17 protein-coding genes are annotated in these 23442 nt (G+C 70.1%); 12 read left to right on the plus strand and 5 right to left on the minus strand.

All coding sequences use genetic code 11. The features are described from left to right. Positions 1-5: 5 nt before the first annotated feature. Positions 6-1364 carry a histidine kinase gene (locus IMT31_RS09645; RefSeq protein ID WP_413542593.1) on the plus strand — a complete coding sequence of 453 codons (1359 nt, stop codon included), beginning with the start codon at positions 6-8 and terminating at the stop codon, positions 1362-1364. Further along, positions 1361-2122 (plus strand): response regulator transcription factor, encoded by a 762-nt coding sequence (locus IMT31_RS09650; RefSeq protein WP_345357888.1) that lies wholly within the window; start codon positions 1361-1363, stop codon positions 2120-2122. Before IMT31_RS09645 ends, IMT31_RS09650 begins: the two co-directional genes overlap by 4 nt. Here IMT31_RS09650 and IMT31_RS09655 read toward each other — a convergent pair. Further along, complete coding sequence (locus IMT31_RS09655; protein WP_413542594.1) at positions 2111-3058, minus strand: hypothetical protein; 948 nt, start codon at positions 3056-3058, stop codon at positions 2111-2113. The genes IMT31_RS09650 and IMT31_RS09655 overlap by 12 nt on opposite strands. 122 nt (positions 3059-3180) lie before the next feature. Between IMT31_RS09655 and IMT31_RS09660 the strand changes: the two genes are divergently transcribed. The 10 genes from IMT31_RS09660 (at position 3181) to IMT31_RS09705 (ending at position 18774) form a co-directional block, all read left to right on the plus strand. After that, the gene (locus IMT31_RS09660; protein ID WP_345357894.1) at positions 3181-3969 is read left to right on the plus strand and encodes a GAP family protein; all 789 of its coding nucleotides are present in this window, start codon (positions 3181-3183) and stop codon (positions 3967-3969) included. A gap of 203 nt (positions 3970-4172) precedes the next feature. Beyond that, entirely contained in the window at positions 4173-6938 is a 2766-nt protein-coding gene (locus tag IMT31_RS09665) for an aldehyde dehydrogenase family protein (protein WP_413542595.1), read from the plus strand. A 1-nt stretch (position 6939) separates the two neighbouring features. Then, complete coding sequence (locus IMT31_RS09670) at positions 6940-8202, plus strand: beta-ketoacyl-[acyl-carrier-protein] synthase family protein (RefSeq protein WP_413542596.1); 1263 nt, start codon at positions 6940-6942, stop codon at positions 8200-8202. Beyond that, positions 8199-9860, plus strand: coding sequence for a thiamine pyrophosphate-binding protein (locus IMT31_RS09675; RefSeq protein WP_413542597.1), 1662 nt, complete (start codon positions 8199-8201; stop codon positions 9858-9860). The genes IMT31_RS09670 and IMT31_RS09675 overlap by 4 nt, the downstream gene beginning before the upstream one ends. After that, a complete protein-coding gene (gene lanKC / locus IMT31_RS09680) occupies positions 9857-12475 on the plus strand; it encodes a class III lanthionine synthetase LanKC (protein WP_413542598.1) in 2619 nt (872 codons plus the stop codon). Before IMT31_RS09675 ends, lanKC begins: the two co-directional genes overlap by 4 nt. Further along, the gene (locus tag IMT31_RS09685) at positions 12472-13113 is read left to right on the plus strand and encodes a GNAT family protein (RefSeq protein WP_345357909.1); all 642 of its coding nucleotides are present in this window, start codon (positions 12472-12474) and stop codon (positions 13111-13113) included. The genes lanKC and IMT31_RS09685 overlap by 4 nt, the downstream gene beginning before the upstream one ends. A gap of 663 nt (positions 13114-13776) precedes the next feature. Beyond that, on the plus strand, positions 13777-16191 hold the full coding sequence (locus IMT31_RS09690) for a S41 family peptidase (RefSeq protein ID WP_413542599.1): 2415 nt from the start codon (positions 13777-13779) through the stop codon (positions 16189-16191). Next, the gene (locus IMT31_RS09695) at positions 16188-16895 is read left to right on the plus strand and encodes an ABC transporter ATP-binding protein (RefSeq protein WP_345357915.1); all 708 of its coding nucleotides are present in this window, start codon (positions 16188-16190) and stop codon (positions 16893-16895) included. The genes IMT31_RS09690 and IMT31_RS09695 overlap by 4 nt, the downstream gene beginning before the upstream one ends. Continuing rightward, the gene (locus IMT31_RS09700; protein WP_413542600.1) at positions 16892-18157 is read left to right on the plus strand and encodes an ABC transporter permease; all 1266 of its coding nucleotides are present in this window, start codon (positions 16892-16894) and stop codon (positions 18155-18157) included. Before IMT31_RS09695 ends, IMT31_RS09700 begins: the two co-directional genes overlap by 4 nt. Then, complete coding sequence (locus IMT31_RS09705) at positions 18157-18774, plus strand: flavoprotein (RefSeq protein ID WP_413542601.1); 618 nt, start codon at positions 18157-18159, stop codon at positions 18772-18774. Before IMT31_RS09700 ends, IMT31_RS09705 begins: the two co-directional genes overlap by 1 nt. A 342-nt stretch (positions 18775-19116) precedes the next feature. Here the strand turns inward: IMT31_RS09705 and IMT31_RS09710 are convergent, their stop codons facing one another. The 4 genes from IMT31_RS09710 to IMT31_RS09725 all read right to left on the minus strand — a co-directional run bounded on the left by IMT31_RS09710 (position 19117) and on the right by IMT31_RS09725 (position 23440). After that, the gene (locus IMT31_RS09710) at positions 19117-19632 is read right to left on the minus strand and encodes a CoA-binding protein (RefSeq protein ID WP_413542602.1); all 516 of its coding nucleotides are present in this window, start codon (positions 19630-19632) and stop codon (positions 19117-19119) included. Continuing rightward, on the minus strand, positions 19629-20960 hold the full coding sequence (locus IMT31_RS09715) for an O-acetylhomoserine aminocarboxypropyltransferase/cysteine synthase family protein (protein WP_345357927.1): 1332 nt from the start codon (positions 20958-20960) through the stop codon (positions 19629-19631). Before IMT31_RS09715 ends, IMT31_RS09710 begins: the two co-directional genes overlap by 4 nt. Positions 20961-21119: 159 nt before the next feature. After that, entirely contained in the window at positions 21120-21884 is a 765-nt protein-coding gene (locus IMT31_RS09720; RefSeq protein WP_413542603.1) for a DUF1648 domain-containing protein, read from the minus strand. Positions 21885-21970: 86 nt separating this feature from the next. Continuing rightward, a complete protein-coding gene (locus IMT31_RS09725) occupies positions 21971-23440 on the minus strand; it encodes a protein adenylyltransferase SelO (protein WP_413542604.1) in 1470 nt (489 codons plus the stop codon). Positions 23441-23442: the final 2 nt, after the last annotated feature.

Consider the following 23442-nt stretch of genomic DNA (forward strand, 5'->3'; position numbering starts at 1 on the left):
ACCGCGTGGCGCAGCTGGGGGGATCCGGAACTTCGCGCGGGAAGGTCAGGCGACCCCACCGCGGCCCGTCCGCAACCCCACCGCCCCTGAGGGGTACCCTGCTGTCTCGGGCGCTGCCCTCGCTGGCGGGCCTGGCCATCGTGACGGTGGAGATCCTGCTCCTGAACGGAATTCCGGATCTGGCGGAGCTCGGCCGCATCCTCCTGCCCGTCCTTCCCCTGTTCGCCCTGAGCCTGGGGGTCAGCGCGGCGGCCATCGTCTGGGTGACCACCACCCTGGTGGTGCTCCTCATGGGGGCCCAGGGGCTGGCCGTGGCCGGGATGATCCTGCCCACGGTGGTGGTCCTGGTCACCTGCATCTTCCTGCTGTCCCGCGCTCGGGCCGTGGCCCTCACCGTGGCCGCGGGACTGCTGCTCACGGTCCTGCCCATGGTGCGCCCGCAGCTGTTGGAGCTGGTGGCCTTCGCCCTCGGGCCCCTCGCCCTGACCTCAGTGATCGTGGGTTTCCTGCTGTCCGTCTACCGCCGCCGTTCCGCGCGGGACGCAGACACCATCTCGACTCTGCGGGAGGAGCAGGCCAAGGTGCGTCAGCGGGAACGCACCCTCCTGGCGCACGAACTCCACGACATCGTGGCGCATGACGTGACGGTCATCGCGATGCAGGCCCAGCGCGCGAGCTTCGTCCAGGACCCGGCCAAGACGGAGGAGATCCTGGATGGGATCGGTGGCTCCGCCCGGCAGACCCTGCAGGACCTTCGCCGGCTGGTGCTGTTGCTCCGCGGTGCGGAGGGCGAGGACGCGGGGGGCGACGCCTCGGAGAGTGGAGAGGCTCTGGCGGGCACGCAGTTCGCGGGGGCCACCACCACGGCCGTGGGGCTGGTTCATGATCTTGACCGAAGTGTCCGGGCGCTCGAGGAGTCCGGTTTCACCGTGGAGATGCAGATCTCCGGTGAGGTGGCCCGGATTCCCGCCAGCCTCCGTCAGGCGCTGCGGCGCACCCTGAGGGAGGTGACCACGAACATCCTCAAGCACGCCGACCAGGAGGTGGCGGCGTCCATCGACCTGGACGTGGGCCAGGACCGTGCCGTCCTCACGTCCGCGAACCGCATCGGGTCCCGGCCGCCGGTGATGACCTCCGGCACAGGGTTGGAGGCCACCCGGGAGCGGGCCGCCGCCTTTGGCGGTACCTTCAGCGTGGGAGAGCGGCCCCCGGGTCACTGGGGGCTGGAGCTGTCGATTCCGCTCAATGAATCCGGCGGTGCTGAGCCGGACCGGGGCTTGGGCGCCCTCCGCGCCGGCCCGGACGCCCGTGCCGGCCAGCCGGAGGCGAACCACAACATCCCAACGGAGAAGGGACTGCCGTGAGCCATGAACAACCCAGTGGCCGAGGTGCCGCACCGAGGGGCGTGGGAAACCCGGGGGGCCAGGCCGGGAGCGAACCGGAGACGATCCGGGTCCTGCTGGTGGATGATGAACCGTTGACCCGGGAGATCCTGCGCGACTACCTCTCCTCGGACCCTGCGGTCCAGGTGGTCGGAGAGGCCGCGGACGGCCGGGCGGCGATCCTGCAGGCCCGCTCGCTCCGGCCATCGGTGATCCTCATGGACATGCAGATGCCCGATGTGGACGGGGTCCAGGCGACGACCGTCATCCACGACGAGTTGCCGGACATCGCCGTGCTGGGACTGAGCACCTTCTCCACCGAGCGCTATGTGGTTCCCCTGCTGCGGGCCGGGGCCTCCGGATACCTGGTCAAGGACACCCCTCCGGCCCAGATCATCCGTGCCCTCCGGACGGTCATGGAACGTGGCTCGGTGCTGTCCCCCGAGGTCACCCGGCACGTGGTGGCCGGTCTGGAGTCCTCGGTCCCCGCTGCCCTCGAGCCGGACCCGGCCCTGCTCTCGATCCTGACGGAGAAGGAGCTCGAGGTGATCCAGCTGCTGGCCCGGGGCATGAGCAACCGGGAGATGGCCGAGCAGCTCTTCGTCACGGAGTCCACGATCAAGGCCCGCTTCGTCAAGGTGATGGAGAAGCTCGGGGTGCGAGATCGGGTGCAGATCCTGGTGGCCGCCGTCGAGCGCGGACTGGTGGATCTCGATCCGCGTTCCCGATCACGGCCGTGAGGCACCGATGACCTGGAGGACGGGCTGGACGAGTTGATCCAGGGAATGCCCTAGCTCTGCCGCCCCGACGGCCTGGAGTTCCCTCTCCGGGCGGAGGAGCAATTCAGGCGACCAGCCGGTCAACTCGTAGTGGACCATCTCCCGCACCAGCTCGGTCACCGTGCCGAACCGTGTCCGGACGGAGTCGACGGCGGTCTGCCGGACGTGCTCGGGCGGAGACAGCGCCGGTCCTGCGAGGTATCCCCCGACGGCGGCCACGGCGGTCTCCAGCGCGGCGATCCCCGTGGGGCGTTGCGCGAGGATCGACCAGCGAAGGCGGGCCCCTTCGGAGGCGAAGGACCGCTGGATCGCGGTCTCGGCATGGATGCCGAACTCCTGGAAGGTACTGTCCACCAGCGATCGCGGCCCATTGGCAGCCAGATGGAGGGCGAGTTCCGTGGAGCCGAGGCCCGCGGGAGCTGAGTGGTCCGGGAAGCTCACCAGATGCCGTTCGAGCCCGTCCCGGAGGGTCCGCCGGTAGCGTGCCGGCCCGGCGGTGGCGGCCCGGCGGGCCGGGGCCTCGAATCGCGGCCATCGCACGGAATCGAGGTACTCCGGGGGGCCGGCGACGACGACCACGGGTGGGCCGTCGAGCCAGGTGAGCTGACGGTGGAGTTCACCCATGACGTGGTGGACCCAGCGGATCGCCGACGCGTTCGCGGGCGCAGTGGTGGCGGTCAACAGTCCTTGCCGGACCTCCGGACCGTGCCAGTGACCGGCGGGCAACGTGTCAGGCTCGTCCGACGCAGTCGCGGTCAGGATTCTGGACAGCAGCCAGGGGGGTGCGACGGCGGTCAGTCGGGCCCCGAGCCCCAGGGCCGAGCCGCTCCCGGGTGCCCGGGGCAGGGAGACCACGATCGGTGAGGTCGTGACGGCATCGCGACGGACAGCGTTCATGATGCGCCCCCTTCCCGGACCGCGCCGTGTTGTTGACTGCCCACGCTAGGGGCAGCGGGGCGGAGTGGGCTTGTACTTTCGACCGAAGACGTGGACCCCGGTGGTGGCGGAGCGTGGGGGACATGTTTGAATCGCCCGAATCTCTGATCGCCGTCCTCCCTGTCCTGGCCGGGCTGGCCCTCGTGGACTCCCTGAGCATGGGAACGCTCGCCGTGCCCGTGTGGTTGCTGATGGCGCCAGGCCGTCTCAGGCCCGGTCGCGTGGTGGCCTACCTGGTGGCCATCGCCGCCTTCTACTTCCTCGTGGGACTGGCCCTGCTGGCAGGGGTCAACCTCCTGCTCCCCGCTGAGGGGGTGGACGGCAGCGACCCCGTCCTGCGGTCCGTGCTGTTCGTTGTCGGCGCCGGCATGCTGATCCTCAGCTTCGTGATCGACCCTGGCGGAGAGAAGGGACGCGAGAAGAAGCGGCGTGGCGGTTCGGGAAGGCTGTCCGCCTGGCGTGCGAGGGCCATGGACGCGACCGAGGGCGGGGCGGGTACCGCTCGCGCCGGCCTCTGGGGACTGCTGGGGCTGGCCCTGGGGGCAGGGCTGTTGGAGCTGGCCACCATGGTGCCCTATCTGGCGGCCGTGGGGATCCTCTCCGGTAGCGGGGTGCCCGCCGGACTCTCAGTGGTCCTGCTGGCGGGCTATTGCGTGGTCATGGTGCTGCCCGCGGCGGTGCTCCTCGGCGCCCGGATGGTGGCCGGCAGCCGAGTGCAGGGGCTCCTGCAGGGCATCGACGGGTGGTTCAACCGCAACGGCGGAACGGCAGTGGCCTGGATCCTCGGGATCGTCGGGGTGCTGTTGATGGTCCACAACCTGAACCATGTCCAGGAGCTGCTCCCGTTCCTTGGGGCGGGAATTGTCCGATAGTACTGCTCGAATCTGGCTAAAAGTACAAGTCTGACGCAGCGGAACGTCCATATCGTTGGAGTCACAAAGAACGAAGAAGCCCGCATGGCAAAGCCGATACGGGGCTCGATATGACGTTCTGAGAAAGCAAATTCATGGACGGGCCGGGCACCGATCAACATCGGAGCAGAGGCCCTGAAGACGAGAGTGCAGGGGAGGGAATCGTGACTGTCACGGAGACGACCACCGGAGTAGGGGCCATCGGCTCGCAGGACGAGTTCCAGGCCGGTGCCCAGCGCGGAGTGCGGGGCGAGCACGGCGGCGGCGTCGCGAACGGAGCGGCCTCCGGCCGACCGTATCCCCTGCGTCCCTCGTCCATCAGCTGGCAGGGCACCCACCTGGTGGGCAGCCGGATCGACGAAGCCGTCGGCACCCTGGACAGGGTCCTGGAGGGCCTGCAGATCCACGCCGGAAGCACGGTGGCCCTCGAGGTCGACGATTCCGGCCGCACCGTGCTCACCGTCCTGGCGCTGGCGGCACGCAGGGCCCGCATCATCCTGGTGGGCTCCGCCGATCGGCTGGGTGCGCCGGCCGGCAATCACCAGGATCCCGAGCTCTGCGTCGTGCTGCGCAAGGTCCCCGGCGGGACGCCCGAGGGATCGACCCCTCCGACGGTGGACCTGCGCTTCGCCTTCACGGCCATCGAACGGGGGGTCCGGGAGATCCACGGACCGTCCCCGGTGGATCTCACTGGCTGGTTCGCACAGGATCAGGCCCTGGCCGTCTACAGCTCGGGAACCACCACCGGTGTCTCCACGATCGTGTGGAAGTCGGGTGCCGAAATCGTGGAGAACGCACTGGCCACCGCACGGGCGGTGGGGTACGGGCCGGAGGACGTGTTGCTGCCCCTGCTGCCGCTGTCCGGACAGTACGGGTCCAGCGTACTGATGATGAGCACGGTGATCGGAGCCGGCATCGCCTGTTGTCGCCGGACCAGGGTCAGTGAGGTCATCAGGACCATCAACCGGTGTGCGGTGACGGCCGTGGACGCTCCGCCCCTGTTCTACCGGCACCTGCTGGACGAGTTGGAGAGGCGCCCCGACTCCACGGCGCTGCTGGACTCCGTCCGGATCTTCGGCGTGGGCGGCGAGGGCCTGTCCGGCCGGCTGGCCGAGGCGTTCTCCGACGCCACGGGCCGTCACCTCGTGGACGGCTACGGGCTGACACAACTCGGCAACGTCGCGTTCGCCAGCACGGAGTCCCGCAGCGTTCCGGACACCCCCGGGGACGGCGCCGCCGGGGCGTGGGCGCTGCATCCCGTGGACACGTTCACCATCCGGATCGCCGATGCCGAGGGCCGGGCGATAGCGGAGGGGAACGTGGGGCGGATCCTGGTCCGGCGGACCGACGGCGCGTCACTGGCCGGCGCAGATGACTGGTTCGACACCGGAGACGTGGGGTGCGCCAGCGGCAGGGGGTTCACGGTGCTGGGACGCCGCGGCATGCTCAATCGCAACGGCACGCTCATCCCCCTGGCCTGGATCGAGAGTCGGCTGGCCCGGGAGGGGATCGAGGCCTACGCCGTGGCCGTCAGTGGCGAGGTGTCCACCAAGTTCTGGCTCATCGTCCACGATCCCGTGCGCCGGCCCACCGAACAGTGGCGACGCCGCCTCCGCGGGCTGTTGCCGGAAGACCAGTGGCCGGACGCCGTCCAGGTCGTCGGATTCCTGCCCGTCGATGCCAGTGGCAAGGTCAGCCGTTCGCGGCTCCGCGGTCTGGCGACGGGACTGCAGAACGGCCGCGCTGCCCGGCGCCGGGACCCGTCCACCCCATGGGGGCGGCTGCGGTCCGTGCTGTTCGCCCATCGGGAGGAACTGATGGACCTGGTGGCCGCCGTCAGCGACCGCCAGACCGCGCAGCACGACTACCGGGCCATGATGAATGTCCTGGACCAGGCCGAAGGCGAGCTGCATCTCCACACCTGGCCCGAGGCGTTGCCCGTCGACGTGTTCATGCCCCGCAACGCCCTGCTGGAGTCCTACGCCATCTACTGCCTGGTCCCCTCCATGTGGGCCGAGCGCGTCCGCCTGCGTCCGGCGACGGGCACCGAGCGAATCGTGTCCCGGCTGGTCGAACTGTCGGCACCGGCCGCCGGGGCGCCGCTGGAGTACACGACCGCCTCGCAGCGTGACTTCGTGGACGAGGTGGCCCAGGAGCCGTCCGTGGTGCTCTTCACCGGCCTGCGGGGCAACGCGGAGACCGTGTTGCGCAGGCTCACCGCCCGCCACGTCTTCCTGTACTTCGGCCGTGGGGTCAACCCGGTGGTGGTCTCGGCCGACGCGGACCTGGAACGGGCCGCCACGGAGATCGTCTACTCCCGCCTCTACAACGGGGGCCAGGACTGCCTGGCACCGGACCTGGTGCTCGTCCAGGACACGGTGGCGGACCGGATGATCGAGCTGCTGGCCGCCGCGGCCGCGGACTATGTGAGCACCAATGGCGGACGGCTGGCGCCCCTGGCCAAGGAGGACGACTTCCTACGGGCCCTGCGGTACCTGACCGAGAACTCTGCCGGGCTGATCAGCGGCGGCCAGATCGACTTCCCCGGCAGGACCTTCAGTCCGGCGATCGTCCGCGTGGACGGCCAGGAGATGGCCAGGCCTTTCGAACACTTTGCTCCCGTCTTCTCCGTGGCCACCTTCGAGGACCAGGAACAGGTCCGGGACCTGCTGCGCAGCGACTTCCACCGGGAGAACGGCTTCGGAGCCGCCTTCTACGGTGGCGACCCGGAGATCGTCCGGTCCATGACCGACCACTACCTGGTGTCGTTCAACCAGTCCCTGGTGGCGGCGATCCCGCCCTTCGAGCCGTTCGGCGGGCATGGCGTCGAGTCCGGATTCGTCAGTCACCGTGGCCGCAAGGTCCTCGGTCCCGTGAACATCACCCAGACGGCAGTCCGTTTCGGACCATCACTGCGGAAGAAGGCATGACATGAGCGTGAGCCACAGCAGCCAACGCGTCTACATCACCGGGATGGGCGCCTTGACCCCCCAGGCGCTGGGGGCGGAGCAGAGTTGGACGGCCGTCCGGCAGGGCATCAGCGGCATCGACCGGCTGAACGGCATGGACCTGGAGGGCATGGCCGTCCAGATCGGCGGACAGGTGGCAGGGTTCGACCCGGCAGAGCACCTGAGCCACCAAGACTGCCGCCGGCTGAGCCCCTCCACCCAGTACGGGGTGGTCGCTGGCCGGGAGGCGATGGCCTCCGCCGGAATCGACAACCTGGCGGACGGCAGGATCAACCCGGAGCGCTTCGCCGTCCTCTCGGCCACCGGGTACGGCCCCACCGAGATCATCCACCACGGCACCCGAACCATCGCGGACCGCGGACCCCGGGCGGTGTCTCCCTACACGGCGATCTTCGGTGCCGCCGATGCCGTCAGCTCGTTCCTCAGCGTCGAACTGGGTGCCCTCGGGCCCAGCCACGCGGTGTCCGCCGCCTGCGCGAGCGGGACCGTGGGCCTGGGTGAGGCCCTGCGGACCATCCGGCACGGCTACGCCGACGCCATCCTGGTGATCGGGTCCGAGGACTCCATCAACCGCCAGGACATGGCGGCCACCGCAAACATGCGGGCCCTGGCCGCGGACCGCAACGAGGACCCGAAGTCGGCCAGCCGTCCCTTCGACCGGGCCCGCAGCGGATTCGTGATGTCCGCCGGTGCCAGCGCGCTGCTCGTGGAATCGGAGGACAGCATCCAACGCCGAGGAGGCGCCGCCCTGGCCGAGGTGCTCGGCTTCGGCAGCTCCTCCGACGCCCACCACGCCACGGCCCCCCATCCCGAGGGGAGGGGCGCGCAGCAGGCGATCCGCGAGGCGCTGCAGGACGCGGGCCTGGCCGCGGAGGCCGTGGACTACGTCAACGCCCACGGCACCGGGACCCCCTACAACGACCGCACCGAACTGGCGGCCATCACGGCCGTCTTCGGCGAACAGGCCCACCGGGTGCCGATCAGCTCGACCAAGTCCACCACGGGCCACATGATCGGCGCCGCCGGGACCGTCGAGGCGATGTTCTGTGTCCAGTCCATGCGGGACGGGTTCATCCCGCCCACCGTCAACCTGGACGAGCCGGAGTTCCAGGATTTCGATCTGGTCCCACATCATGGCCGCCGGGTAGAGGTGTCCGTGGCCATGTCCAACTCCTTCGGATTCGGCGGCCACAACGCCACCGTGCTGTTGGGCAGGGCGGCATGAGCGCTGCCATGGCCGCCGTGCGGACCGCCCCGATGGAGGCCGTGGTCCAGCACGAGGAACCCAACCCGTGGACCCGCCTCGTGCAGGTCCTGGCCGAGGCCGGCACCACCAGGGTGTTCGGGCTGCCCGACGACGACATGCAGTCCCAGCGCGCCCTCGAGGCCGCGGGGATCGGCATGCGGTGGAGCACGCGGCAGTCCAGCGCGGTGCACATGGCCGCCGGCGCCGCCCGCATCGGAACCTCGCCCGGCGTGTGCGTGGTGGGACGGGGGCCCGCTGTCGCGGCCCTGGTCCCGGGCCTGCTGGAGGCATTCCACGCCCATGTGCCGCTCGTGGTGTTGGCCGCCGGCACGGCCGAGGACCGCCGGGGGACGGGTGCCTTCCAGGATGCCCCCACCGTGGATCTGATGGCTCCGGTCACCAAGTGGGCCGCACGCCTGAGCGGAGGGCCCGGTGACGCCGACCTGCTACGGCGCGCCCTCGCGCTCGCGGCACAGGCCCCGGCCGGCCCCGTCTACCTCGAGGTTCCGGACGCCGCAGGGCTCGGCCCCGGTGGCAGCCGGCGCTCCCGGTCCGAGGACGCCACCGGGATCCAGGGGGTGCTGGAACGGTCCGAGCGCCCGCTGCTGTTGATCGGCGGCGGAGCCGCGGACGTTCCCCGAGCGGAACTGGTCCGGGCCGCGGTGCGGCTCGGGGCCGGCGTCGTCTCCACGGCCTCCGGCCGGGGGATCTTCCCCGAATCCCACCCGAACTACCTCGGATTGGCAGGGCTGTACATGGGCACTCCGGTGGCTCGGACCGTGAACCATTCCGACGTGGTGCTGTCACTCGGCAGCAGTCTCGAGGAGACCGCGCTGACCGGGATGCCCCTGCAGGCCGAGTGGATCCAGATCAATGCCCACGCTGCCGACATCCGGCACTGGTTGCCCGGGGCCCACCGGGTCATGGATGCCCGGGATCTGGCGGACCTGCTCCCGCTCCCCAGACCCCGTGCGGTGTGGCGAGCCGAGGTGGACTCCGCCCGTTCCGAGGCCCTGAGGGTGGCCGCGCGGGAACAGTCCCTCAGCGCTCAAGCCCTGGACCGGCTGGCCGAGGTGCTTCCCGAGGACACCGTGGTGGTCCAGGAGAACGGACTGCATGACATCTGGTCCTATTGCTTCCCGCACTTCGTCCTGCCGGAGGGGGCCACCTGCGTGGCGCCGTCCGAGCAGACGACCCTGGGCTGTGGCGTGGCCGCTGCCGCCGGCATCGCCGAACGGGACGGACCCCTCGTGGCCTGTCTCACCGGAGACACCGCCCTCGCGACCTTCCGGCCGGACCTGGAGGACCAGCTGGCCTCGCCGCGGCCGCTGCTCTACATCGTCTTCGACGACGGCGGCATGGGCTGGCTGGACCGGCAGGCACAGCTGACGGGTGCCGGCGGGCGGTTCGTGGGCCGCATGACGGCACCGGCACCGGCCGAGGCCCAGGCCACGGTCCACGTGTCCGGTACGGAGGGTCTGAGCTCCGTGCTGGCGAGTGCGGTGGAACGGGCCCTCCGGGGACAGCCCACCGTGGTCCGGCTGCACGTGGCCCCCTCGGATGTGGCACCGGTGCTGCGCACGGACCATGACCACCTGGAGTTCCCAGGCGGCCGGCACGAGGAGGAGCGGCGATGAGTGAGTGGGGACTGTACCTGCGGCCGGGATCGCCGTTCTTCGAGGAACCGCGCTTCACGGTGCTCGAGTCCGAGCGCTTCACCCTGGACCGCACCGAGCTGCCCAGCGGTTGGCACCGGACCCGTGCCTCCGACCGTCCGTGGACCAGTGTCCGCGGCCCGGGAACACTGGTGGACCAGGGGTGGAAGATCCACGTGGCCTCCGTGCCAGCGGAGGCCGACAGGGTCCTGTCCATGGTGGCGGAGGTGTGCCTGGAGCACGGCACCCCCTTCAAGTACCTGCCGACGACCGGGATCCTGCGGTCGATGAGCCGCAAGTACGCACCGCGATCCAGCTCCGGCAAGTTCATCACCGTCTACCCGGCAGACACCACCGACTTCGACCGGATCGCCGACCGGCTCGAGACCCTCCTGGCCGGATGGTCCGGGGCCGTGGCCCTGACCGATGTGCCCCTCGGCACCGCTCCCCTCGGGGCGCGCTACGGTGCCTTCCGGGAGCAGTGGCTGGGACTGCCCGACGGGCTGGACACCCTGGCCCTGAGGGCACCGGACGGCGCCCTGGTGGCAGACCGGCGTGGACCGGGGTTCGAGGCGCCCGAGGGAGTGCCCCTGCCCCGCAGCGTCCAGGCGGCCCTTGAGCGGCGCGCCGCCGCCGCCGGAAACAGGTACCTGCCCTACCGGATCACTCGAGCCCTGCACCTGTCCAACGGCGGAGGGGTCTACGAGGCCTTCGCTGAGGACGGCCGCCGGGTGGCCCTCAAGGAGGGGCGCCGGCACCGGGGGTACGGACTCGACGGCAGGGATGCAGCCCAGTCCCTGGCCGACGAGGCCCGAGCACTGCGCGCGCTCGAGGGGGTGCCGGGGGTGCCGGAACTGATCGGATGGCACTCCTTCGAGGACCGGGACTTCCTGGTGCAGGAGTTCATCGAGGGAGCCCGCGGCATCGAGTTCGTGGCGCGGCACCACCCCGGCGTGCACGCGGACACCGGTCCTGAGGCCACTGTGGGCTACGCCGAGCGGGTGGAGCGCATCGTGGCCGGGATCCGCGAGACCCTGGAGCAGATGCACCTCCGGGGATGGAGTTTCGGGGATCTGCACCCCGGAAATCTCCTCATCGGTCCCGATGACCGGGTCAGCCTGGTGGACTTCGAGACGGCCAGCGACGATCCCTCGGCAGCGGGCGACCGATTCACCGTGGCTCCCGGGTTCCGGGTGGACGGCACGGACGCGCGCACCGCCGACCTGCGCCGGCTTGACCTCATCCACCTGTGGGCCCTGCGGCCGGAGAGCACCTTCTGGGAGTTCTCCGACGCGATCCTGGACCAGAGCATCACGTTGGCGCGGGAGGAGGGGTTGCCGGTCTGGACGGCCGACACCCTGCGGGAGACACTCCGCCCGGACCGGGGCAGCGCGCACTGGGGTGACATCGCGCTCGCCGGCGAGCACCTGACCGTGCACCACCTGATCGAACGGGGCGAGGAATCCCTCCTCGCAGCCGCCGAACGGGCCGCCGTCGCCCCCGAGGACATCTCGGCTCCGGGCCGGGGCTATCCGCTGGCCGCGGGTGCGGTCCCCTGGAACCTGGGCGGGGGAATGGCCGGAGTGCTGTGGAGCCTGGACCCGGGGTCGGACCCGCGCATCGGCCGACTGGCCGAAGGCGTCCACCGCTTGTCCCGCGCATCGCGCAGGGTCCTTCCGGGGCTGTTCACCGGTGACGCGGGAGCGGCCCTGGCCCTGGACCGGCACGGATTCCGCTACGCGGCACAGTCCTTGATGGCACGATCGCTGGACCGTGCCGGAGACGTCAGGCATCCCGGGTTGAGGGCCGGGTTGTCCGGGATCGGGATCGCGGCACTGCGGATGGGCCTGCCGGACACGGCCGCGGACCTCGGCGAGCGTGCCCTGGCGGCCGTCTTCACGGAGGACCCCGGACCGGGTCTGCTGGACGGCCCGAGTGGAGCGGCACTGCTGGCCGTCGGCCTGTACGAGGAGACGGGGGACACCGCTTGGCTGGACGGGGCACGGGAGGTGCTGGAACGCGACCTGGCGCAACTGGTCTTCCGCGACGACGGCACGGTTCTCCTGGACAGGGGTCGGCGCAGGCTGTTGCCCGATCTCGGCCAGGGGTCCCTCGGGGTCGCACAGGTCGCGGCCCGAATCCAGGGGCACCGTGATGACGAGGACCTGACGCGCCTGCGCGCCGCCGCCGGCCGGACCTGCCTGGACGGAACCTGGGCCACGCAGGGCCTGCTGGATGGCAGGAGTGGGGCCATCGCCTACCTGGCATCGACCTGCGGGGACCTCACCGGCCGTGAGCAGGAGCTGCTGGAGCGCAATGTCAGGGCGCTGCGCCGCTACTTCGTCTCCATCCAGGGCCAGACCTACTTCCCCGGTCACCTCTGCATGAGGTTCTCCCACGACCTCTCCTCCGGAATGGCCGGTGCCCTGCAGTCACTGCGACTGCTGGCTCGGCCGGAACGGGAGTGGCTGCCGGGATCGGTAGACCGGAGAGCGGTGACGGCAGCCCGGGGGACGAGCGGGAACGGGCAGACAGTGCCCATGACAACCGGAATCAGCGGACGACGAGAAGACCAGACGAAGGAGTACGCGGCATGAGCCAGAGCGAACTGTACCTGCGGGAGATCGAAGACGAGGACATCCCCGTCATCCTGGCCTGGTTCACCGGTCAGGTGGCCACGTTGGCCAACGGCACCGGAAGCCGGATCCAGGCGGAGGACCTCCGGCCGGACCCGGCCAACCACCGGGACGTCCGGGTGGCCGTGGTCCCGGACGAAGGGGTGGTCGGTGTCTTCAATTGGGTCGAGTCCCCCGGGACGGGCAGCTTCTTCATCGGGATCGTGGTGCCGCCGGACCGCGTGGGCACCGGCTACGGCGCCATGGTGGTGGAACTGGGCATCGGCTTCCTGTTCGACCAGCGCCGGGCGCACCGGGTGGAGCTGAGGGCCGCCACCTACAACCGGCACGTGGTCGGCATGCTGCGGGCGGGATTCATGACCCTTGAGGCCATCCTGCGCGAGAACATCTTCGTGGACGGGCGCTATGAGTCCACCGTGGTGGCCAGCATGCTCGAGCCCGAATACCGGGAACTGATCCGCACCCAGCGGATGTTCCCCGGGCCCCAGAACTTCTCCGAGGAGGATCAGCGGCGCACGCAGCGATCGTTGCGGCAGGCGCTGTCCTCGGAGCGTGTGAGCAAGTCGTGGGATGAGCTACTCGTCCCGGACGTGGCCTGAGGTTCAGGCATCACACGGATGACGTACCTGCGGATACGGAGAGGGGGGTGTAGGGAATGTTCATTGATGAGATGCATGAGTTCGAGGTGGTCGAGGTCGCCGGTGAGGCGACGGTGGCCAGCTTCCAGTCCATGTCCTGCTGATCGGGCTGCCGAACGGTAGTCCGGGGCGGTCTGTGATGTAGAGGAGAGGGGGTGTAGGGAATGTTCATTGATGAGATGCATGAGTTCGAGGTGGTCGAGGTCGCCGGTGAGGCGACGGTGGCCAGCTTCCAGTCCACGTCCTGCTGAACGGGTCGCCGCAGGTGATTCGGGCCCGGGAGGGCATGTGATGTAGAGGAGAGGGGGTGTAGGGAATGTTCATTGATGAGATGCATGAGTTCGAGGTGGTCGAGGTCGCCGGTGAGGCGACGCTGGCCAGCTTCCAGTCCACGTCCTGCTGAACCGGTCACCCAGGTGACACGAAGCCGGCGTCGGGTCACGCGAAGTTGCGGACCCCGACACCTGTCCGCGGGGGTCGTCCCAGTGCCACAGGCACGGGGGCGGCCCCCGCGGTCTTGCCCGCGAAAACCTGTACATCGGTACAGGGTCGATTCCGCCGGCTCCCCGAAGACTGGAGTACTGACACCGCACGATGCTCAGCCGGAGAGGAGGGAGGTCATCCATGGACCAGCAGATCATCCATCAGCCGTCGGCCGCCGCCGAGGACCTCGTCTACCTTGCCCAGGGGACCGCCTGGGTCCTCGAGGGTCGCCTGGCGCTGGACAACCCGGGTGCCTCGGACGGTCCAGCCCATCCGATCCGCCCCCGGGCCCTCGTGCATGAGGACCTCGACTGCAGGTTCGTGCTGGGCCACCCCGCCCGGCACCAAGCCGTGGTGGTCCGTTCCACAGCCGGCGGCTACGAGGTGGCGATCCACGGGACCCGGGACCCAACCGGCACGGCCCTCGGCACCTTCGGCACAGCCCCCGTTCCGATCGGCTGGGCCACCCCGGACCACGTCCTGCTGGGCCTGCGGGGTGAGGACGCGGCGCTCGTGGAGAACGTGATCCTGGACGTGACCGGAACCCGCACCGTGCCGGACCATCTCCGCGGGGTGAACCATCTGGGCAGCATCGACCACGATCCGGACGGCCACCACCCGGAGAGCACGATCATCACCACGGCAGGGATCCATCCTGCCCATTGGCGGAGCTATCGCGGCGGGGCGGCAGGGCGGCTCCAGCGGTTGGGCCCCCATGTCCCCACTGACCTTCCGGTGGCCATCGGCAACGCGGCCGACGGCCGGATCCTCCGGGAACGCCTCTACTTCCTCGATGACCTCCACGGGGCGGTGGACGTCTACTCGACCCGGACCGACGGCGCCGGCCCGATCACCCGCCACACCCGGTTCACCGGCCTGGGAGCCACCAGCCTGCACCGCAGTAAGGACCGATTGGTGGTCGGGTCCGCCGGCCGGGCCTGGATCCTGGACCCGGGGGCAGAGTCCCTGATCGCCGTGTCCGTCCCCACCAGGCCCTCGCCCGAATCCCCCTTGATGGCCGATGCAGGTTCCCCGCTGGGACCGGCCGAGTGGGTGGTGGCCGAAGATCGCAGCCAGGACGGACGTACCGTGCTCCTGGCCCGCACGGCCACCGAGGTCTTCGTCCACGGGCTGGATCCCGCAGGACAGCAGTGCCACACGCTCCAGGTCCCTGGGCTCCGAGACCACCACGTGGACCACCTGGTCACGGCCGCGGGCAGGACGGTGGTCTCCAGCGACGTGGCCGGAGTCGCCGAGGTGCTGACCGACGGCAGTCTGCGGTGGCTGAGCACGGTACGGTGCCACCGCCGGGGGCGGCCGGCACTCCGTCCGGACGGTGAACTGGTGGCGTGGACCGAGGAGACCGGGAACCGCGGAGCCTCGTTGCACGTAGTCGACCTGACCTCCGGAGAGCAGACCCACCTGGAGGTCCCCGGAACCCACCTGGGTGCCCCGGCCTTCACCCGCGAGGGCGAGCTGGTGTTCAGCGCCAGGCCCGTCAGCCCCTGGGCGGGGACGGCCTCGCCACTGGAGGGCGTGGAACGGTGGTGTTCCCTGGCCGCCGAGGACACGGTTCTCCAGGCCCGCTCCGGACGCGTGGACGTCCGAGCCGACCCAGGCGAACGCCCCGGACCCGCCCAGGCCGTTCCATCCCGAAGGCCCCATCCACGGGCGGTCCTGGAGCAGGTCCTGCACCTGGCCTCCTTTTTCCCGGGCGGTGCGGCGGGCGGTGCGGCGCTGGGCGTCCCCGAGGGCCGGGTGACGGAGGAGCTTCGGGGGCTGGCCGGCCGAGTGCGGGACCGCGAGGACCTGGCCCTCCTGGTCCGCTGCGCCCTGCGCGAGATCGGGCAGTCCCATGCTGGCCTCCGAGACCACGCCGAGCACACCGAGCACGCCGTGCCTGCGGCGGACGGCGGGTCAGCAGACCTGCTGACGCGCTTGCGCCACCATTCCCGTAGCGTCCTGGCGTCCGAGGCCGAGTACCTGGTGGTGCCGGATGTCTCCACGTCCGGCTATGCGGCGGTGAGGGACCTCTGCCGCAGGTGGCGAGGCAACCGGCCGTTGGTCCTGGACCTCCGGTACAACTCCGGGGGCCAGCTGGCCGATCACCTCGCCGCCCTCCTGACCCACATGCTGCAGCGGTCCGCCGCGGCCCGCGTGGCCGGCTCGGCGGTGATCCCCCTGATCGAAGGCCCAGACCGGGCTGTGGTGCTCATCAACGAGAGCACCGGATCCGGTGGTGAACACCTGGCGGCCCTGCTGTCAGAACACCCCCGGGCCACGGTCCTGGGACGCCGCACGGTGGGCGCCGGGACCGGCTTCCACCGCCGCTGGGACCTGGGCTGGGACTTCAGTATCACCCTGCCCCAGTACCGCCTGGGCGGGTCGCCGTCCCGGTGGGCGCTGGAGAACCGGGGACTCAGCCCGGACCGCGAGCACCCGTCCTGCCCCACTGCCGGCGTGGGCCTGGACGACGCCCTCCTGCAGGACACCCTGCGAGAGGTGAGAGCCGGCGCAGGGCCACAGACCACCACCACAGAGAGGGGATGCCGATGAGCAGCCCGATCCTTCAGGCCTCGGACCTCCAGAAGGTCTACGGGGCAGGGGAGTCACGATTCCACGCACTCCGAGGCGTGAGCCTGGACATCGCCGAGGCCGAGACGCTGGCGATCGTGGGCCCCAGCGGTTCTGGGAAGTCGACCCTGATGCATGTGCTCGCGGCGCTCGACCGGCCCGACGGCGGCACGGTCCGATTCCGGGATCAGGACCTGGGCGCCCTGACCCAGAGGGAGCTGGACACCCTGCGCAACCGGGAATTCGGCTTCGTCTTCCAACAGTTCCACCTGGACGAGGGCGCCTCGGTCATGGAGAACGTGGCCATGCCACTGATGGTCGGCCGCATCCCGCGGCGCGACCGGCGGGAGGCGGTCCTCCAGGCGCTGGAGCCGCTGGGCCTTGAGGGCCGGATCGACGAACGGGCCGGGAACCTGTCCGGCGGTCAGCGCCAGCGGGTGGCCATCGCCCGGGCCATCGTCAACCGGCCCCGCGTGCTCTTCGCCGACGAGCCGACGGGTGCCTTGGACCAGGAGAACGGGGAGAAGGTGGCTCGGCTGCTCTTCGACCTCCACGAACAGTACGGGCTCACCCTGGTGATGGTCACCCACAGCGGTGAACTGGCCGAGCGCTGCGGACGCCAGGTGTCCATTCTCGACGGCCGGTTGAGTGACCCGGCCAGCACCACGATGGAAGGCGCACGATGACCACCACGGACCTGCTGATCAATGCCTACCGGTCGGCCTTCCGCCGGCCGTTGCGTGCACTGTTGACCATCGTGGCGGTGGTGATCGGGGCCTTCACCTTCACCATCACCAGTGGACTGGGCAACGGCGTCAACGCCTACATCGACTCCCAGACCCGCGCCGTGGGCGCCACGGACACGGTCCAGGTCACCAAGACGAGCCCCATGTCCTTCCTGAACGAACGGATGGAAGAGTATGACGAGTCCATGGCCGAGTCCGGGGTGGCCGGTGACGCCGGCATCCTGAATGAGGACGACCTCCAGACGGTGGAGTCCCGCCTCGAGCCCGGTGACGAGGTGGAGGCCTCATTGCCGGTGTCCCCCCTGTACTACTCGTACGACGGCGGCCAGAGGTTCCGCTTCATCTACAACGGCAACTGGCCCGGCAAGACGGCCAACCTCTCGGCCGGCGAGCAGCTGACGGCCGAGACCGACGACCCCCGGATCATCATCCCGCAGTACGCGGTGGAGCCTCTGGGGTTCCCCTCGGACGAGGACGCCGTGGGCTCCACCGTGACCGTGGGGGTGCTGGGCCAGGACGGAGACGTCCGGGAACTCGAGGCGACGATCTCCGGCGTCCAGGTCAAGGCGCTGATCGGCGGGAACATCCCCTTCGGCAACCAGTCCTTCGGCGATCGGCTCGAGGAGCTCTCCGCCGTGGGGTCCGAGGGCGGCGGCGACTGGTACGCCCACATGCTCGTCACGGGCGACGACCCGGCCCGGATCGTGGAGGCGGTCTCCGAAGCGGGGTACACGGTCTCCACGGCCGAGCAGATCGTGGGCGACTACAAGTCGATCGTCTCGGCCGTGCTCCTGCTGCTCAACATCCTGGCCAGCGTGGCCATCCTGGCCGCACTCTTCGGGATCGTGAACACCCTGCTGATGTCAGTCCAGGAACGGACCCGCCAGATCGGCATGCTGAGGGCCCTGGGCATGCCGCGGAGCAGGGTCTTCGTGTCGATCGCGCTGGAAGCCCTCATCCTCAGCACGGTCGGCGCGGTGGTGGCCATCGCCCTGGGCCTGGCGGTGGGCCTGGGCGCCGGACCCACGGTCCTGGAGATGGCGGGCCTGGACCTGCCGGGACTCAACCTCTTCGAATTCGACGCCGTCGGACTGGCCGTCATCCTGGTCTCCGTGCTGTTGGCGGCCCTGGTGGCTGCCCTCCTGCCGGCATGGCGGGCGGCCCGGCTCGAACCCATGGACGCCCTGCGGGAGGTGCGGTGATGACACAACACCGTCCCGCCCGTCTGGGCCTGCCGCGCAACCACCTGTTGGTGGTGGTCACCGGTGCGCTGGCCGCTTCCACGCTGCCCGGGCACCTGGAGGCGATCCGTGCCTGGTACCCAGAGGTCGAGGTGAGGGTCCTGGTGACCGGCAACGCACTGACCTTCGTCACCCCGGCCATGCTCCGCACTGCCAGCCGCCGGGAGGTCCTCGGCCCCGGCTGGTTCGACGGTTCAGACCTGCCGGTGCCCCACCGGGAGATCGCCGCCTGGGCCGACGCCGTGGTGGTCTTCCCGGCCTCGGGTAACTCCGTGGCGAAGCTGGCTGCCGGAATCGGCGACTCCCTGGCCTTGGCCGTGGTGCAGGACGCAGAGTGCCCGGTGGTCCTGGTCCCCTCGGTCTCGGCCGGGGTGATGGCCCGCCCGCTGTTCACGGAGAACGTGGAGCGCCTGTCCCGTGCCGGGTTCACGGTTCTGGAGACCGTGGAGGGCCGCCGGGCGAGCGACGGCAGCCTGGGCCCGGGCGCTCCGGCGGAGCTTCCGGACATCCTGATGGCCGTGGCCCGCGCCGTGCGTCAGGCCCGCCCGGCCATGGCGGTGGTCTCGCACCATCAGTGATCTGCCAGCTGCCGTTGGGGTGGCCCCCACCTTCGGGCCCTACGCTGAAAGCACCTCATCAAGGTGCGAGTGATGAAGGTGCGAGTGATGACAGGGACCCCGGGTCCGGCCCTCCTACGGGAAGCCGATAGCCCGGGGTCTCGTCATGTGCGGGCTCGCCACGAGGTCTCTGCGATCCACAGAGTTCTCACAGCTGGTGTGGGGCTCGTCCCCACCTTCGTTTCCTATGCTGAAAGCACCTCATCAAGGTGCGAGTGATGAAGGTGCGAGTGATGACAGGGACCCCGGGTCCGGCGTAATGCGATTCCCCTCCGCAGCCGGTAGCCCGGGGTCTCGCTCTGTCTACCGGTCCAACTCCTGGCGCTTCGAGGAGATGACTCCCGTATTGAAACCGGCGAGGTTCAGGCCGCCATGGAAGCGGGCGTGCTCGATCTTCACGCAGCGGTCCATGACCATGGTCATCCCGGCCGACTCGGCCTGGTGAGCGGCCTCCTCGTTCCAGATGCCCAGCTGCAGCCACACCGTCTTGGCGCCCGCCGCACAGGCCTCCTCCACCACGGACGGTGCATCCTCGGCCTTGCGGAAGACCTCCACGATGTCCGGCTGTACCGGCAGGTCCGCCAGGGAGGCGTAGACCCGGTGGCCGAGGATCTCGGTGCCCTTCTCAGCCAGGATCGGGTTGATGAAGTACAGGTCGAAGGTGGTGGAGCTGTTCAGGTACGTGGCCACGAAGTAACTGGCGCGGGCCGGCTTGTCCGAGGCGCCCACGATGGCGATGGACTTCGCCTCGCGCAGCAGGCGCAGGCGCTCCGGCGCGGATGGTCCGGTCCAGGTGCGGTCAGGCAATGCGGTGCTCACTTGGTCTCCTCCTCGATCTCGGTGGCGTCAGTGCTGCCCGCGCCATGCACGGCGGCCTCCAGGGCCTGGTCCAGGTCCCAGAGGATGTCCTCCACGTCCTCGATGCCCACGGACAGCCGGATCAGGTCGTCCGGGATGCCCGCGGAGACGAGCTGCTCTGCCGTCAGCTGCTGGTGGGTGGTGGAGGCGGGATGCAGGACCAGGGTCTTCGCATCTCCGATGTTGGCCAGGTGGCTCGCCAACTGGAGGTTCGAGATGAAGGAGGCGCCGGCGTCGCGCCCTCCCTTCACACCGAAGCTGAAGACGGACCCGACGCCTTGGGGCAGCAGCTCCTTGGCCCGCTCGTGATGCGGGTGGGAGGGCAGCCCGGCGAAGTTGACCCAGGAGACCCGCTCATCCGACTCGAGCCAGGCCGCCACGCGGTAGGCGTTGGCCAGGTGGGCGTCCATACGCTGGGCCAGGGTCTCGAGGCCGAGCATGAGCTGCTGGGCGGAGGCCGGCGGCAGGGCCGGGCCGAAATCGCGCAGCTGCTCGGAGCGCAGCTTGGTCAGGAAACCGTACTCACCGAAATTGCCCCACCAGGAGACATCGCCGTAGGAGGCCACGGGCTCGGTCATGGACGGGAACCTGCCGTTGTCCCACGGGAACGTCCCGGACTCGACGACGACGCCGCCGAGGGTGGTGCCGTGGCCGCCCAGGAACTTGGTGGCGGAGTGGATGATGATGTCCGCGCCGTGCTCGAAGGGGCGGATCAGGTACGGCGGGGTCAGGGTGGCGTCCACGATCAGCGGCACCCCGGCCGCGTGGGCCACGCGGGCCAGGCCGGGCAGGTCCACGATGTCGCCGGAGGGGTTGGCCACGATCTCCGTGTAGACGGCCTTGGTGTTCGGCTGGATGGCGGCCTCGAAGTCGGCAGCTTCCATGGAGTCCACGAAGGTGGTCTCCACCCCGAAGCGTCGCAGCGAGACGTCCAGCTGCGTGATGGTGCCGCCGTAGAGCTTGGACGAGGCCACGATGTGGTCCCCCGCCCCGGCCAGGGCGGCGAAGGTGACGAACTCCGCGGACATGCCGGACGCGGTGGCCACCGCCCCGATCCCACCCTCCAGGGAGGCCATGCGCTCCTCGAAGGCGGCGACGGTGGGGTTGCCGATGCGTGAGTAGATGTTGCCGTACTTCTGCAGCGCGAACAGGTTCGCGGCGTCCTGGGCGGACTCGAAGACGTAGGAGGTGGTCTGGTGGATCGGCACGGCACGGGAACCGTGCACGGCATCGGGGACGGCGCCGGCATGCAGCGCGCGGGTACGGAAGCCGAACTGGTGTTCTGCCACGAGGGGTCCTTCCAGCGGGGATGTGGAGACCCGCTGCGCCGCAGGTCCCGTTTGGATTCATTGTTCACGACGCCGGCCGGTTACGCGAAGCGTGTTGCCCCCGGCGTCGAGGTGGCTGGGTTGGCCGAGCGACTCGGCCCTGCGACTCGGCCGAACGGCTCAGCCGAAGGTGCTCAGCACGGCGACCAGGGCGATCGGGGCGACCACGAACACGGTCACGAACACGGCGACGGCGGTCTTGCCCCGGCGGTGGCCCACGTTGACCGTCAGTCCGGTGCCGTGGCCCTCACGCTTGGGGACCAGGATGAGCTGATCGTCCGGGTTGTTGTAGATCCCGCCGGGCAACCACAGCCGATCCTCGGCGAGATCCTCTGGGCTCGGGTGGATGCCGTGGGCGGCGGCCAGGTGCGTGGCCCAGCGTTCCCAGCTGCGGAAGGGCAGCACGATCACGGCGAGGATGCCCATCATGAAGAGGACCAGTGGCACGACCATGTGGAGCTGGTCCGGGGCGATCCACCCGGTGACGCTGACGTAGCCGACGAACAGCGCGGTCAGCGCGGACACCCAGCCCAGCACGGAGACGATGGCCCGGGTGGTGCCCTCCTGCCGGTAACGCTGGTACGGCGTGGGGTCCTTCTGGGGCTGGGCCACCGCCGGGGCGATCAGGGCCAGCACGGCCATCAGTGCGGCGGTTCCGGCGCTGATGAACAGCCCCATGAAGACGCTGCCGAAGGACTTCTCGTCCCACGCGTCCGGCTCGCCACTGGCACCCCAGTGGGTGGGGACGGGGTCCGGGAGATCGGCATAGATACCGGCGCCGTAAGCGAGGATGCCAGCCAGGACGATCACGGTCAGCAGGAAGGGCGACCAGGCGACCCAGCGTCCGCGTCGAATGGCTTGTTCCTCATCAGTCCCCCAGGTCATTCCCCAAAAATACCCGGTTCCTCAGGCACAGAGTGACCGGCACACGTCACGACGGTGGGGGTGGAGTCACTTGGTGCAGAAGGTGGTCAGGTGCCGCAGTACGTGACGTGGGGGCCGTGGCCCTCCGGGGCGGGCTGGCCGAAGCGTGCCAGTCCCTCGCGCTCTCGAAAGGGGTCCCGGACGGCGCCCAGCAGCTGCTCGAAGGGTTCGAGGTCACCGGCCTCCGCTGCCGTCAGCGCCTCCTCCGCCAGATGGTTGCGGGGGATGTAGGCCGGGTTCGAGTTGCCCATGAGCTCGGGATCGGGGCCCAGGGCGCGCCACCGTTCGAGCCAGTCGGTGAGCGCCGCCGCGTCCGCCACGGCGCCGGTGAGGGGGCCGTCGTCGCCGTGCTCGGTGTGTTGGCCCAGGCGGCGGAAGAAGGAGGTGAAGTCGGTCCTGCCGGCCGCCATCAGGGCCAGCAGCTCGTCCGCGAGGGGGCCGGCGACGTCGTCCCCCACCTCCTGATTCAGACCCAGCTTGGCGCGCATGGCGGCGGCCCAGGCCTGCCCGAAGTGCCGCGGGAACGTGGCGAGGAGGTCCTGGGCCGCTTCGACGGCGGCGTTCGGATCATCGTGCAGCAGGGGCAGGAGGGTCTCGGCGAAGCGGGTGAGGTTCCACTGGGCGATGGCGGGCTGGCGGCCATAGGCGTAACGGCCGCCGGTGTCTATGGAACTGAAGACGGCGGCGGGGTCGAGGCCGTCGACGAAGGCGCAGGGGCCGTAGTCGATGGTCTCGCCCGAGATGGTCATGTTGTCCGTGTTCATCACCCCGTGCACGAAGCCGACGGACAGCCACTGGGCCATGAGCCAGGCCTGTGTGGTGACGGTGGTGGCGAGGAGGCCGCGGGCGGGAGATTCGGCGGAGTCGGTCTCGGGTGCGTGGCGGTGGACGGCGTGCTCGGCGAGACGCCGGACCAGGCCGGGGGATTCCAGCGTCCGGGCGTACTCGAAGCTGCCCACGCGGAGGTGGCTGGCGGCCACCCGGACCAGGACGGCCCCGGGGTGGTAGCCGTCCTCGCGCAGGATGGTCCGCCCCGTGCCGATCACCGCGAGTGAGCGGGTGGTGGGGACACCGAGGGCGTGCAGGGACTCGCTGACCAGGTGTTCGCGGAGCATCGGCCCCAGGGCGGCACGGCCGTCCCCGCCCCGGGAGAAGGGGGTGCGGCCGGAGCCCTTCAGGTGCAGATCGTGGAGGGTCCCGTCCGGGGAGGTGAGCTCACCGAGGAGCAGGGCCCGGCCGTCTCCCAGCCGCGGGGCCAGCATGCCGAACTGGTGCCCGGTGTAGGCCTGGGCCACGGGCTGAGAGCCGGCCGGGAGGTCCTGGCCGAGGAGGGCGCGGACGCCGGCTGAGCTGCGAAGCCATTCAGGGTCCAGCCCGAGATCCACGGCCAGCTGCTCGTTGACGGCCACCACGGTGGGCTCCGGCGCCTCCTCGGCCTGCCACGGGATGGCCAGTTCAGGCAGGTCCGTGACAAACCGGGAGTCCAGGCGGAGGGTGGTGGCAAGCGACGTGGCCATGC

The organism is Citricoccus nitrophenolicus, from assembly GCF_047305825.1.
GTDB lineage: Bacteria > Actinomycetota > Actinomycetes > Actinomycetales > Micrococcaceae > Citricoccus > Citricoccus nitrophenolicus.

Excerpts from the sequence above, each read along its gene's own strand:
- IMT31_RS09655 (WP_413542594.1), bottom strand. The coding sequence starts at position 3,058 with ATGAACGCTGTCCGTCGCGATGCCGTCACGACCTCACCGATCGTGGTC.
- IMT31_RS09660 (WP_345357894.1), top strand. The coding sequence starts at position 3,181 with ATGTTTGAATCGCCCGAATCTCTGATCGCCGTCCTCCCTGTCCTGGCC.
- IMT31_RS09670 (WP_413542596.1), top strand. The coding sequence starts at position 6,940 with ATGAGCGTGAGCCACAGCAGCCAACGCGTCTACATCACCGGGATGGGC.
- IMT31_RS09675 (WP_413542597.1), top strand. The coding sequence starts at position 8,199 with ATGAGCGCTGCCATGGCCGCCGTGCGGACCGCCCCGATGGAGGCCGTG.
- lanKC (WP_413542598.1), top strand. The coding sequence starts at position 9,857 with ATGAGTGAGTGGGGACTGTACCTGCGGCCGGGATCGCCGTTCTTCGAG.
- IMT31_RS09685 (WP_345357909.1), top strand. The coding sequence starts at position 12,472 with ATGAGCCAGAGCGAACTGTACCTGCGGGAGATCGAAGACGAGGACATC.
- IMT31_RS09690 (WP_413542599.1), top strand. The coding sequence starts at position 13,777 with ATGGACCAGCAGATCATCCATCAGCCGTCGGCCGCCGCCGAGGACCTC.
- IMT31_RS09695 (WP_345357915.1), top strand. The coding sequence starts at position 16,188 with ATGAGCAGCCCGATCCTTCAGGCCTCGGACCTCCAGAAGGTCTACGGG.
- IMT31_RS09700 (WP_413542600.1), top strand. The coding sequence starts at position 16,892 with ATGACCACCACGGACCTGCTGATCAATGCCTACCGGTCGGCCTTCCGC.
- IMT31_RS09705 (WP_413542601.1), top strand. The coding sequence starts at position 18,157 with ATGACACAACACCGTCCCGCCCGTCTGGGCCTGCCGCGCAACCACCTG.
- IMT31_RS09720 (WP_413542603.1), bottom strand. The coding sequence starts at position 21,884 with ATGACCTGGGGGACTGATGAGGAACAAGCCATTCGACGCGGACGCTGG.
- IMT31_RS09725 (WP_413542604.1), bottom strand. The coding sequence starts at position 23,440 with ATGGCCACGTCGCTTGCCACCACCCTCCGCCTGGACTCCCGGTTTGTC.